At 73.8% G+C, this 12,646-nt stretch carries 11 protein-coding genes; 10 read left to right on the top strand and 1 reads right to left on the bottom strand.

Features of this window, described 5'->3' with window-relative positions; translation table 11 throughout:
- Window positions 1–28 precede the first annotated feature (28 nt).
- Window positions 29–388 carry an ArsR/SmtB family transcription factor gene (locus ACF1AL_RS23295; protein ID WP_391701216.1) on the top strand — a complete coding sequence of 120 codons (360 nt, stop codon included), beginning with the start codon at window positions 29–31 and terminating at the stop codon, window positions 386–388.
- Between the two features lie 57 nt (window positions 389–445).
- On the opposite strand, the gene ACF1AL_RS23290 is transcribed toward ACF1AL_RS23295, so the two are convergent.
- A complete protein-coding gene (locus ACF1AL_RS23290; protein WP_366835436.1) occupies window positions 446–1,162 on the bottom strand; it encodes a DUF4142 domain-containing protein in 717 nt (238 codons plus the stop codon).
- Between the two features lie 226 nt (window positions 1,163–1,388).
- Here ACF1AL_RS23290 and dnaK point away from each other — a divergent pair, with 226 nt between their 5' ends.
- The 9 genes from dnaK (at window position 1,389) to ACF1AL_RS23245 (ending at window position 12,604) form a co-directional block, all read left to right on the top strand.
- Window positions 1,389–3,278, top strand: coding sequence for a molecular chaperone DnaK (gene dnaK / locus ACF1AL_RS23285; protein WP_391778094.1), 1,890 nt, complete (start codon window positions 1,389–1,391; stop codon window positions 3,276–3,278).
- Between the two features lie 220 nt (window positions 3,279–3,498).
- Entirely contained in the window at window positions 3,499–4,317 is an 819-nt protein-coding gene (locus ACF1AL_RS23280) for a carboxypeptidase regulatory-like domain-containing protein (RefSeq protein ID WP_391827194.1), read from the top strand.
- 94 nt (window positions 4,318–4,411) lie between these two features.
- Complete coding sequence (locus tag ACF1AL_RS23275) at window positions 4,412–5,074, top strand: DUF6445 family protein (RefSeq protein ID WP_384201588.1); 663 nt, start codon at window positions 4,412–4,414, stop codon at window positions 5,072–5,074.
- A 179-nt stretch (window positions 5,075–5,253) separates the two neighbouring features.
- Window positions 5,254–7,569, top strand: coding sequence for an ATP-binding protein (locus ACF1AL_RS23270; RefSeq protein ID WP_391827192.1), 2,316 nt, complete (start codon window positions 5,254–5,256; stop codon window positions 7,567–7,569).
- A 404-nt stretch (window positions 7,570–7,973) separates the two neighbouring features.
- A complete protein-coding gene (locus ACF1AL_RS23265) occupies window positions 7,974–9,161 on the top strand; it encodes an NAD(P)/FAD-dependent oxidoreductase (RefSeq protein ID WP_391827190.1) in 1,188 nt (395 codons plus the stop codon).
- 14 nt (window positions 9,162–9,175) lie between these two features.
- Window positions 9,176–10,081 carry an RNA polymerase sigma-70 factor gene (locus ACF1AL_RS23260; RefSeq protein WP_386415241.1) on the top strand — a complete coding sequence of 302 codons (906 nt, stop codon included), beginning with the start codon at window positions 9,176–9,178 and terminating at the stop codon, window positions 10,079–10,081.
- A gap of 275 nt (window positions 10,082–10,356) precedes the next feature.
- Entirely contained in the window at window positions 10,357–10,767 is a 411-nt protein-coding gene (locus ACF1AL_RS23255) for a GntR family transcriptional regulator (protein ID WP_366835345.1), read from the top strand.
- The gene (locus ACF1AL_RS23250; protein ID WP_391658846.1) at window positions 10,764–11,651 is read left to right on the top strand and encodes an ABC transporter ATP-binding protein; all 888 of its coding nucleotides are present in this window, start codon (window positions 10,764–10,766) and stop codon (window positions 11,649–11,651) included. Before ACF1AL_RS23255 ends, ACF1AL_RS23250 begins: the two co-directional genes overlap by 4 nt.
- Entirely contained in the window at window positions 11,651–12,604 is a 954-nt protein-coding gene (locus tag ACF1AL_RS23245; RefSeq protein ID WP_384201604.1) for a transporter, read from the top strand. Before ACF1AL_RS23250 ends, ACF1AL_RS23245 begins: the two co-directional genes overlap by 1 nt.
- The last annotated feature ends 42 nt before the right edge of the window (window positions 12,605–12,646 follow it).

Raw genomic sequence — 12,646 nt, 5'->3', positions numbered from 1 at the left:
GTCGGGGTCGGGGCGGGAGAATGCCGGCATGCACCTCGTGCCCCCCGACCGCGCCGACCGCCGGACCATCGACGGCCACCGCGTCTGTGACGCCATCGCCGCCATCGGCGACGCCGCTCACGTGCGTGCCTGGGCCGACCGCTTCTCCCTGCTGGCCGACCCCAACCGGCTCGCCCTCCTGCTCGCCCTGCACCGCACCGGCCCGCTCGCCGTGTCCGACCTGGCGATCGCGACCGGGATGAACGACCCGGCCGTCTCGCAGGCCCTGCGGCTGCTGCGGGCGGCCGGCACCGTGGCGGGGGAGAAGGAGGGCCGGATCGTCCGCTACCGGGTGGTCGACGAGGACGTACGGGCGCTGCTCGCGCAGTGTGCCGCCGACACGAGCTGACGGCCTCCGGCGGCCCGGTCGGCGGCGGCGTCGGCCGGGCCGCCGGAGGTCGGCGCGCTAGCGCACCGTCGGGCTCGGCGCCGGGTCGCCGGGCAGGGCGACGGGTGTGGACGTCGCGTTCGGCGGCGGGGGCAGCACCACCTGCGGCTGGCCCGCGGCCGGGGGTGGCGGCGTGACGTCGGTCGAGGGCAGCTTCGGCGGGGCGGTCTGCTGGAAGAGGGCCTGGTCGAAGTTGACCAGACCGGTCTTCTCCATGACCGTGATGTGGTCCAGCACGGTGTCGTTCGCCTGGTCGGCGAGCGCGCGCACCAGCGTGTTCTTCGTCGTGGAGCGGACCTTCGCGATCGTGTTGAAGATCGAGCCGTGGGTGATGCGCAGGATGTTGGCGAAGTCGGAGTCGAACTGCCGGCCGGTGTCCGCGTTGAGGGTGGCGATGAAGCCCTGCTGCTGGGGGCTGGCCAGGTTGGGCAGTGTGATGTTCAGCATCGGCGCGATACGGCGGCACGTGATGTCCAGCGCCGCGTGCCCGTCGATCAGGTGCCGCCCGGCGGTGAGGACCGCCTTGTCGGTGCTCTTCTTCAACGCCATCTGGCCCACGGGATACTCCCACAGGCCGGCCGCGCGCACCTTCACCACGAAGTCGCGGTCGCCCTCGGTGAGCGGCCCCCACTGGGTGTTCGCGATCACCCGCGAGGTGTCGCTGGACACCGTCTGCACGCCCAGCATGGCGGGATAGGCGAGCGCCACGAGGGTCAGGCCGAGGGCGCCGCCCACGAAGAGGGTTCCCGTCGCGTTCCGCGAGAGTCGCACCATGCCTCCTGTCGGTGTCCGGTCGCAGGGACGTACGGACAGGAGTACGCAGGGACGGCGGGTTGTGTTCGGAGCGGCCGGAAAAATCTTCCCCGACCGCGACCTGCTCACGACGGATGCAGGAAAATGGGGTGAACCAGGTGAACCAGGCGTATCCCCGCAGCTGCGGCACCCGAGGAGGGAGAGCCCGATGGCGCGTCCGGTGGGAATCGATCTCGGCACCACGAACTCGGTGGTCTCGGTCCTGGAGGGCGGTGAGCCCACCGTCATCACCAACACGGAGGGCGCCCGCACCACCCCGTCCGTCGTCGCCTTCGCCAAGAACGGCGAGGTGCTGGTCGGCGAGGTGGCCAAACGGCAGGCCGTGACCAACGTGGAGCGCACGGCGCGGTCCGTCAAGCGGCACGTGGGCGATCACGGCTGGCGGTTCCCGGAACAGGGGGACGTCGACGGCAAGCGGTACACCGCGCAGGAGATCTCCGCGCGGGTGCTGCAGAAGCTCAAGCGGGACGCGGAGGCCTACCTCGGGGAGGACGTCACCGACGCCGTGATCACCGTGCCGGCGTACTTCGACGACTCCCAGCGCCAGGCGACCAAGGAGGCCGGGGAGATCGCCGGCCTGAACGTCCTCAGGATCATCAACGAGCCGACGGCCGCCGCGCTCGCGTACGGGCTGGACAAGGAGAACGACCAGACGGTGCTCGTCTTCGACCTCGGCGGCGGCACCTTCGACGTGTCGCTGCTGGAGATGGGCGACGGCGTCATCGAGGTCAAGGCCACCAACGGGGACACGCACCTCGGCGGTGACGACTGGGACCAGCGGATCGTCGACCATCTCGTCACCACCTTCAAGAACCACTACGGCGTGGACCTCGGCAAGGACAAGATGGCCGTGCAGCGGCTGAGGGAGGCCGCGGAGAAGGCGAAGATGGAGCTGTCGTCGTCGACCGAGACCACCATCAACCTGCCCTACGTCACCGCCTCCGCCGAGGGGCCGCTGCATCTGGACGAGAAGCTGACGCGGGCGCAGTTCCAGCAGCTGACGGCGGATCTGCTGGAGCGCTGCCGGAGGCCGTTCCAGAACGCGGTGCGGGACGCGGGGATCTCCGTCAAGGACATCGACCACGTGGTGCTGGTCGGCGGATCGACCCGGATGCCGGCCGTCACGGAGCTGGTGAAGGAACTCACCGGCAAGGAGCCGCACAAGGGCGTCAACCCGGACGAGGTCGTCGCGGTCGGCGCGTCGCTGCAGGCCGGAGTGATGAAGGGCGAGGTCAAGGACGTCCTGCTGCTGGACGTCACCCCGCTGTCCCTCGGGATCGAGACCAAGGGCGGCATCATGACCAAGCTCATCGAACGCAACACGACGATCCCCACGCGGCGTTCGGAGATCTTCACGACGGCGGAGGACAACCAGCCGTCGGTGACGATCCAGGTCTACCAGGGGGAGCGGGAGATCGCCTCGTACAACAAGAAGCTCGGGATGTTCGAGCTGACGGGGCTGCCGCCGGCGCCGCGGGGCGTGCCGCAGATCGAGGTGGCGTTCGACATCGACGCCAACGGGATCATGCACGTCTTCGCGAAGGACCTCGGCACCGGCAAGGAACAGAAGATGACCGTCACCGGTGGGTCGGCGCTGCCGCGCAACGACATCGACCGCATGGTGCGGGAGGCCGAGCAGCACGCCGAGGAGGACCGGCGCCGGCGCGAGGCGGCGGAGACCCGCAACCAGGGGGAGCAGCTCGTCTACCAGACGGAGAAGCTCATCCGCGACAACCCCGACAACATCCCGGCGGACGCCCGGCGGGAGACGGAGGAGGCGCTGGCGGAGCTGAAGGAGAAGCTGAAGGGCGAGGACACGGGGGAGATCCGCCAGGCGATCGACAAGGCGGCCCAGGCGGCGCAGAAGATCGGTACGGCGATGTACGCGCGGGCCTCCGGCGGTCAGGGGGAGGGTGGCACCGCCGGCGAGTCCGCTTCCGGAGAGTCCGGCTCCGGGTCCGGTTCCGCCGGGGCGAAGGGGGAGGACGACGTGGTCGACGCGGAGATCGTGGACGACGAAAAGCGGGGGAAGGAGTAAGGGGCTACGCCTTCACTGCCGGGTGCGGGTGAGTGGTGGGCTGATCGCGCAGTTCCCCGCGCCCCTAGGGGGTTGCAGCCACCCCTTACGTAGCTGCGCGCCGGTGTGGCACGTCGCCGTCACGCGGACGGGCGTACATCGCGGGGCAGCGGAGCGGCAAGGCGGAAGAATGCGTCGCGGGGGACCGACCCGACCACTCGTACAGGGAGCCCGCGCCACCATGAGACGCCCCCGCCCGCTGCCCGCCGCCCTCGCCTGCTCCGCGGCCCTGCTGCTGACCGTCCTCGCCACCTCCCCCGCCCCCGCCGAGGGCCGGGAACTGTGGGGTTCGGTGACCATCGTCCCCGGCCACCAGGGCCTGCTGGAGGTCGCCGGATACGGCGGCCCGGCCCTCGGCGCCGGCTCCCGGCTGACGCTGACGGCACCGCAGCCGGCCGAGGTGACCGCCACGCCCCTGGTCGACGGCGTCTACCGCGGGGCGGTCGCGGCCGACGGCGGCACCGGCAGCTACACCTTCACCGGAACGGCAACCGGAGCCGGAACCGAAACCGGAACCGAAACCGAAACCGGAGCCGGAACCGGAACCGGCGCGGGCAGTGCCACCGGTACCGCCGCCGAACCCGGACCCTGGCTCGGCCGCACCTTCCCGTTCGTCCTCTCCGTGCCGGCCACCGCCGTCCCCGGCACCCGGCTCAGCGGCTGCGCGATGGTCGTCACGGACGCCGCCGGCGCCCGCCGCGACCAGGGTGCCTGCACGGTGACCGTGGGGCTGCCCGACCCGGCGCTGACGCAGCCCCTGGCCGGTGTCCCGCTGGGCCGGCGGCCCACGATCGCCGGGACCGCCTACCCGGGCGCCCAGGTCACCGTCCGCGACCAGAACGAGGACGAGGTGTGCTCGACGACGGCGACGGCACCCGGCGGCACCTGGTCGTGCGTCCCGGGGACCGATCTGCCCGCCGGTGCCGGGCGGCTGCAGGCCACCGCCACGTTCAACGGGGTGAGCGCGGCGAGTGAGCAGATCCGCATCACCGTGACGTAAGCGGAGGTAACGCCGGGCGGGCGGCCGTACGTTGGCGAAACGTTGACTCTTCCTCGGGAGAGTCCAGAGCGGGGCCGCCCCTACATTCGGCCGCATGTCCGTCCCGCTGCCCGTCCTGCCGTACCGCAAGCCCACGAAAGGCCGCGACTACTGGGTCTTCGACGACGTCCTGCCCGATCCCGACGCCGTGCGCGAACGGGTCCTCGGGCGGGACGACTGGGTCAAGGGGTACCCGTACACCTCCGAGACCTGGCCGGGCCTGCGCACCATGCCCGGTCTCGCGCCCGACGAGCTCGCCGTGGTCGAGAGGCGGGTGCGGCAGGCGACCGGGGCGAAGGAGCTGTGGGTGCAGCGGGCGCCGGGCGGCGGCACCCTGAACCACAACTGTGTGCAGGTCGTCGGCGAGGGCGAGAGCGAGCCCCGGCCGCACACCGACTCCCGCGCGCTGTGCCGGTACGCCGCCGTCCTGTACCTCAACCCGGCCGTGCCCAAGGGGTGCGGTACCGCCTTCTACCGGCAGTCCCTGCCCGGCGGCCGGCTCGGCGGGAACATCGTCCAGGCGCCGCACGCCAACCTCGTCGAGGCCCTCGGCACACGGTTCGTGCCCCCGGACCACTTCGAGGAGGACGTCCGCGTCCCGCACCGGTACAACCGACTGCTCGTGTACCACGCCAACCTCGTGCACAGCGCGACCGGTTACCACGGCCGGTCGCTGGAGGAGAAGCGCATGACGGCCGTCTTCTTCTGGATGGCCTGACGTCCACTCCGGGCGCCGGCTCACCCCTCGGACGGCTGTACGGCGCCGCCACCGCTTCGGGCGATACCTAGGGGCCGTACGTCCTCCGACCGGGCGGTGTGCCTACGTGCGGCGTTCACCGTGCGCGTCCGTGTGCCTACGCTGTGACCAGTCCGGCAGCGGTACCGCACGGGAGTCGTATGGGTTTCGGATTCGGTCAGCGGCGCGGTGGTCAACTCCCCGCCGAGGTGACCAGTTTCGTGGGACGGGCCCGCGAACTGGCGGCCCTTCAGGAGGCGTTGGGGCAGACGCGACTGGTCACCGTGGTCGGTCCGGGCGGCGTCGGCAAGAGCCGTACGGCGCTGCGGGCGGCCGGGGAGGCGGCTGCCCGCTTCCCGGACGGGGTGCGGCTGGTGGAGCTGTCGGCGGTGCACGACGCCGAACTGGTGCCGGCGACGCTCGCCGGGGTGCTGGAGCTGCCCGAGCAGTCCGGGATGAGCCCGCTCGACGCCGTCGTGGAGCATCTGCGCGGCCGCCGGATGCTCGTCGTGCTCGACACCTGCGAGCACCTGGTCGACGCGTGCGCGACGCTCTGCGACATCCTGCTGCGCGAGGTGCCCGGGCTGAGCGTGCTCGCCACCAGCCGGCAGCCGCTGGACGTGCCCGGTGAGCACTGCCTCGCGCTCGCCCCGCTGCCCCGCGAGGACGCGGTGGACCTCTTCCTGCAGCGGGCCGCCGCCGTCACCGCCGGGCAGGGCGTCACCGACGCGGACCGCGAACGCACGCTCGCGCTGGTCGACCGCCTGGACGGCATCCCGCTCGCCCTGGAGCTGGCGGCGGTACGGCTGCGCGCGCTGCCGCTGGCGGACCTGGTGGCCCGTCTCGACCGCCGCTTCGAGGTGCTCACCGGCGGCCGCCGCACCGCGCTGACCCGGCACCAGACGCTGCGCACCGCCATCGACTGGTCGCACGAGCTGTGCACCCCGCGCGAGCGGCTGCTGTGGGCCCGGCTGTCCGTCTTCGCCGGGCCGTTCGACCTGGCGGCGGCCGAGCAGGTCTGCGCCGGCAGCGGGCTGCCCGCCGAGCGGGTCGTGGAGGCGCTGGTCGGGCTGGTGGACAAGTCGGTCGTGCAGCGGCTCGACGACGACGAGGACGGCGCCCGCTACCGGCTGCTGGACACCCTGCGCGAGTACGGGCGCGGACGGCTGTCCCTGACGGACGACCAGAGCGCCGTGGCAGAGCGGCACTTCCACCGCTACGAGCGGCTGGTGACCCGGTTCTGGGACGAGTTCGTCGGCCCCTCCCAGGTCGCCCTGCACCGCGCGGTGCGGCGGGAGGTCGCCGATGTGCGGGCCGCCCTGGAGTACGGGTGCGCCACGGCCGCCCGGGCGCCGCGGGCGCTGCTGCTGGCGGCGCGGCTCGGGCCGTACTGGCGGGCCGCGGGAACGCTGTCGGAGGGGCGGTACTGGATCGACAAGGCGCTGGAGCTGACCCCGCAGGACTGCCCCGAGCGGGCCTGGGGGCTGTTCATGACCGGGGTCTTCGGGGTGTGGACGGCCGACCTGGACACCGCGCTGGAGCGGTTCCCGCAGGCTCACGCGGTGGCGCGGCGGGCCGGGGAGCGGCGGGTGGAGCTGTTCGCCGAGGCGTACCTGGGCGCGCTGACCGCGCTGGGCGGCTCGGTCGAGGAGGGCCTGGCGGAGCTGGAGCGGGCCCGGCAGCGCATCCTCGCCGCCGGCGACGCGCTCGGCATCGGGGTCGTGCACTACGAGGGCGCCCTGCTGCGGGCCGTGCTCGGCGACATGGTGGGCGCGCTGGAGCTGTGCGCGACGGGGCTGGCGCATCTGGAGGGCACCGGCGAGCGGCAGATCTACGCCTCCACGCTGGCGGTGCAGGGGCTGATCCTCTCGCTCGCCGGGGAGCACGACGACAGCGCGGCGCTGTTCGAGCGGTCCCTGGACGCGGCCAGCGAGATAGGGGAGGTGCTGGTCGCGGCGCTGGCCTGTCTGGGTCTCGCCTGGTACGAAGCGCGGCGCGGGCGGCACGCGCGCGCGTGCTGGCTCCTCGGGTACGCCGAGCACGCGCGCCGGCTGGGCGGGGACCCGGTGGCGATGCTGCCGCGGCTGCTGGAGGAGCAGGAGCGGGTGCAGAAGGCGGTGCGGGCGACGCTGGGCGAGGACGACTTCGGCCGGCTGCGGGACGCCGGTGCGCGGATGTCGGGCCGGCAGGTGCTGCGGGCGGTGCGCGCCGACGCCGACGAACCGGAGGCGGGCGCGCAGCCGCGGCGGCCGCCCCGGCCCCGGGAGCCGGCGGACGGGCAGGCCGCGGACGCCGTCCTGACCCGGCGGGAGCGGGAGGTCGCCGCGCTGGTCGCGCGGGGGCTGTCCAACCGGGAGATCGCCGAGCGGCTGGTCATCTCCAAGCGGACGGTCGACGCGCACGTCGAGCACATCCTCGCCAAGCTGCGGATCGGCTCGCGCACGGAGATCCCGGCGGTGACCGGGACGGCTACCTAGGTAGGGGGCGGGCCTGCGCGCGGCCGGGCCTGGCGGGAGTAGGTATACGGATCTTGCCCGGTCCGCGGTGCGCGGTGCCCGCCCGGCACGGCAGCCTGGAGGAAGCCGCCGAGGGGACGGAGCGCGCGGGTGCCGACAGTGGTCGGATCCCCCACGGCTGTCATGGCAGGCATCCGGCGCAGGCCTCCCCCCGGCGGCTGCAGCGGGGCTGCCCCTGGTCGGCGGGGCAGCCCCGACATACATGGCGGCACTCCTTCGGCCCACACCGTGGTCCCGGAATCGGTGGCCTGGCGTCAGCGCCCTGACATCTGTGGCGCCGGTCACATCCGGCGGGTGTCACATCCGTAGGCTCTGTCCTGTCCCCTGGGCGTCACCGCATCCGTGGCCCGGACCCGGGAGGGACCATGTCGCACCAGGATCAGTTCGCAGAGCACCGCATCGTCGTCCTCGGCGCCGGCTACACCGGCATGCTGGCGGCCCTCCGACTGGCCCGCCGCACCCGCCGCGCCGACGTGCGCGTCACCCTCGTCAACCCCTCCGACCGCTTCACCGAGCGCCTGCGCCTGCACCAGCTGGCCGCCGGGCAGGAACTCGCCGACCACCGCATCCCCGATCTGCTCGCCGGCACCGGCGTCGCCTTCGTCCGGGGCACCGCCACCGCGCTGGACACCGCCGCCCGCACGGTCACCGTGGACGGGGGCGCGGCGGTGCTGCCGTACGACACGCTCGTGTACGCCCTCGGCAGCGGCCCCGACACGAGCCGGGTGCCCGGTGCGGACGCCCACGCCCACACCCTCGGCGGCCGGGACTCCGCCCTCGCCCTCGCCGGGCGGCTGCGCGCGCTCGCGGCGGCCGGCGCGGGCACGGTGGCGGTGTGCGGCGCGGGGCTGACCGGTGTGGAGGCGGCCACGGAGATCGCGGAGACGTATCCCGCGCTCACGGTGACCCTGATCGGCACCGGCGAGCCGGGCGCCGTGATGGGGGAGCGGGCCCGCGCGCATCTGCGCCGGGCGCTGGACCGGCTCGGGGTGCGGGTGCGCACCGGCGCCGCGGTCACCAAGGTGCTGCCCGACGGCGTCGAGCTGGCGACGGGTGAGGTGGTCCCGGCCGGCGTCTGCCTGTGGACGGCCGGGGTGCGCGCGCCGCGGCTCGCCGCCGACGCCGGGATCGAGGTCGACGACCGCGGCCGGATCGTCACCGACCGCACCCTGCGGTCCGTGTCCCACCCGGAGTTGTACGCCGTCGGTGACGCGGCCGCCGTGCGCATGCCGTGGGGGCCGCTGCACGGCACCTGCCAGAGCGGGATGCCGACGGCCCAGTACGTGGCCGACACCGTCGCCCGGCGGCTGCGCGGCAAGCCGGTCGGGCCGTTCCGGTTCGGGTACGTCCACCAGCCGGTGAGCCTCGGCCGGCACGACGCCGTCATCCAGTTCACCCACCCGGACGACACCCCGCGGCGGGCGTATCTGAAGGGCCGGGCCGCGGTGCTGTACAAGGAGACGGTCAGCAGCAGCCCGGTGCCCGCGTACCGGCTGATCAAGCGGGCCGACGTGAGCGTGTCGCTGTCCAAGGGCGGCCGGGCGACCCGGTGAGGGAAGCGGAGACGATGACGGAACGCACGACCGGGCCCGAGGAGCCGCCCGAGGCCGCGGCGGCCGGCCAGGACCCCTATCTGCGGCACCGGCGGCTGCTGTTCGCCACGGCCTACCGGATGCTCGGCAGCGTCGCCGACGCCGAGGACGTCCTGCAGGACGCCTGGCTGACCTGGCACCGGGCGGACCGCTCGCACGTCCGCGACCCGCGGGCGTACCTGGTCCGCACGGTCACCAACCTCGCGCTGAACCGTCTCACCTCGGCCCGCGCGCAGCGTGAGAAGTACGTCGGCCCGTGGCTGCCGGAGCCGCTGCTGACCTCCCCCGACGCCGCCGAGGAGACGGAGATGGCGGACAGCGTGTCGACGGCCATGCTGGTGGTCCTGGAGACCCTGACCCCGGTGGAGCGGGCGGTGTTCGTGCTGCGCGAGGTCTTCGGCTACAGCCACGCCGAGATCGCCGGGGTGCTCGAGCGGCCCGAGCCGGCGGTCCGGCAGATCGCGCACCGCGCCCGCGAGCACGTCCGCGCCCGCCGCCCGCGCCACGACACCGACGCCGGCCGGCGCGAGGAGGTCACCAGCCGCTTCATCGAGGCGTGCGCCGGCGGTGACCTGGCGGCGGTGATGGAACTCCTCGCGCCGGACGTCACCTGCTGGTCCGACGGCGGCGGCAAGGTCACCGCGGCCCGGCGCCCGGTGCACGGCGCGGACCACGTGGCCCGCTGGATCCTGGGCGTCCTGGCCAAGCCGCAGACCCGTGGCGTGGTCGCCGAACGCGCCCTGATCAACGGCGAGCTGGGCCTGTTGATGACCCTCGGCGGCACCCCGGTGGGCGCCCTCACGTACGACGTGTCCGACGGCCGCATCCAGAACCTCCGCCTCCAGGTCAACCCGGACAAACTCACGGGCGTACGCCCCTGACCGACCCGCTTCCCGCACACGCCGAGCGGACCGCTTCCAGCACACGCCGGGCGTGCGCACGGCCCTGCCTTCCGGCGGGCGGCACCCGCCCACACCGCGTCGCCCCCCGCCCCCGATTCCCGCGCCGCGCCGGCGCCCGCACGCCCCCGGGCGGCCCCTCAGCGCATGTGCTCGCGTCGTGCCCCGTCCTGCCCCTTCCGCCGTTCCCGCCCGCCCTCGGCGTTTGACATCCCGTCGTGGGCCTTCCATGCTTGTGCTAATTCATTAATGGAACCATGGAAGGTGACGTGGTCGAGTACCGGATCGACCGGAGCAGCGGCGTTCCCGCCTACGTGCAGATCGTCCAGCAGACCGAACGCGCCCTGCGCATGGGCACGTTGAAGGTCGGGGACCGGCTGCCGACGGCCAAGGAGGTCGTCGCGGCCTGTGCCATCAACCCCAACACCGTGCTGCGCGCGTACCGGGACATGGAGCAGGCCGGACTCGTCGAACTGCGCCGCGGGCTGGGCACGTTCGTGACCCGGTCGCTGGCGCAGCCCGCCGCCGAGGACGACACGCTGCGCGCGGACCTGTCCGACTGGACGGCCCGCGCGCGGGCCGCCGGACTCGGGCGGGCGGACATCCTCGCCCTGGTCACGGCCGCCCTGGACCATCACGAACGACAGCACCACCAGGAGGACGCATGACCCGGCCTGACGCGCCGGCCGCACTGCGCGCCACCGGACTCGGATTCCGGTACCGGGCGCGCGGCGGCTGGGCTCTGCGGGACTGCGAGTTCACCGTGCCCGAGGGCCGGATCACCGCGCTCGTCGGCCGCAACGGCGCCGGCAAGAGCACCCTGCTGCACCTGGCCGGGGGCCTGCTGCGCCCCCGTACCGGGGAGATACGGGTGCTCGGCGCCGTACCGGGCACACCCGAGGCGCGGACCCGGGTCGCCCTGCTGACCCAGGACAAGCCGCTGTACCCGCGGTTCACGGTCGCCGACACGCTGCTGATGGGCGACAAGCTGAACACCACGTGGGACCGCGCGGCCGCCGAGGCGGTCGTGACCGCCGGGGGTATCGCGCTCACCGCGCGGGTCGGCGAGCTGTCCCCGGGCCAGCGCACCCGCGTCGCGCTCGCCCTCGCGCTCGGCAAGCGGCCCGGACTGCTGCTGCTGGACGAGCCGATGGCCGACCTCGACCCAGTGGTGCGCGGCGAGATCATGGCCGTGCTGATGACGGAGGCCGCCGAGCGCGGCACCAGCATCCTGCTGTCCTCGCACGTGCTGCCCGAGCTGGAGCAGACCTGCGACTGGGTGGTCGCCCTGCAGGACGGGCAGGTGCGGCTCAGCGAGGACGCGGACGCGCTGCGCGAGGCGCACGCGCTGGTCACCGGGCATGCCGACCGGGCGGGCGAACTCGCCGGGCACACCGTCGTGCACCGGCGCACCGCCGGCCGGCAGGTGACCGCGCTGGTGCGGCGCCGCGGGCCGCTGCCCGGGGACTGGCACGTGGAGCGGGCCGGCCTGGAGGACGTCCTGCTCGGCTACTTGCAGGCCGGCGCGGCCGGGACGGAGGCGGCGGCGTGATGAAGGGTTCCCTGTGGCTGGCCTGGCGCCAGCAGCGCACCGCGGTCGTGGCGGGCGTCGCCGTCCTGCTCGCGGTCGCCGCCCTCGCGGCGTACTCCCGGGCCGGGATGCTCGACGACCTGCGCAGCGGGCTGTTCGACCGGTGCGAGCCGGGACCGCTGTACTGCACCGGCCCGGACGGCCGGATCCTCTTCCTCGACATCGACCCGCTGCGCTACCTGGGCGCGCTGAACATCGCGCTGCCCGTGCTGATCGGCGTCTTCTGGGGCGCGCCGCTGCTGGGCCGGGACCGCGAGCTGGGCACGCACCGCACCGTGCTGGCCCAGGGCGTGAGCCGGGCGCAGTGGTTCACCTCGCGGTTCGCGCTCGCCGCGGTGAGCGCGGCGGCCCTGTCCGGGCTGACGGCCTGGCTGTTCACCTGGTGGTGGCGGCCCGCCGAGGACCGGAGCTACGGGCTGTTCTGGTACGAGACGTCCGCGCTCAGCGGTTCCGGGCCGCGGGTCGTCGCGGCCGCGCTGTTCGGGCTGGCGGCGGGCACCCTGCTGGGACTGCTGTGCCGCCGGGTGCTGGCGGCGATGGGGTGGACGCTGCTGGTCACCGGGGCCGTCACGCTGCTGCTGGAGCTGCTGCACAAGACGCGCGCGCTGGTCGCCCCGCACACCTACACCAGCGCCGGCAGCGCGCCCAAGCCGGAGATGGGCGACAAGTGGTCGACCGGGCACTACGGCCTGATCACCGCCGGCGGGCAGCGCTCGGACGTCGACGTCTGCCCGTTCCCGTCCGGGAGCGAGCTGCGGCAGTGCATGGCGCAGCACCACTTCGTGGCCCGTTTCTACGAGGCCAACCCGGCCGGTGACTACTGGGCGTTCCAGTGGACCGACACCGCCCTGCTCGGCGGCCTCGCGGTCCTGCTCACCCTCGCCACGGTGCTGCTGCTGCGCCGCCGCGTCTGAACACCCCTCCCCCCTTCACCTGTTGCTGTCTCGTACGGAGGT

The organism is Streptomyces sp. NPDC014801, from assembly GCF_043082085.1.
Taxonomy (GTDB): domain Bacteria; phylum Actinomycetota; class Actinomycetes; order Streptomycetales; family Streptomycetaceae; genus Streptomyces.
This window is presented reverse-complemented; position numbering and strand designations above follow the sequence as displayed.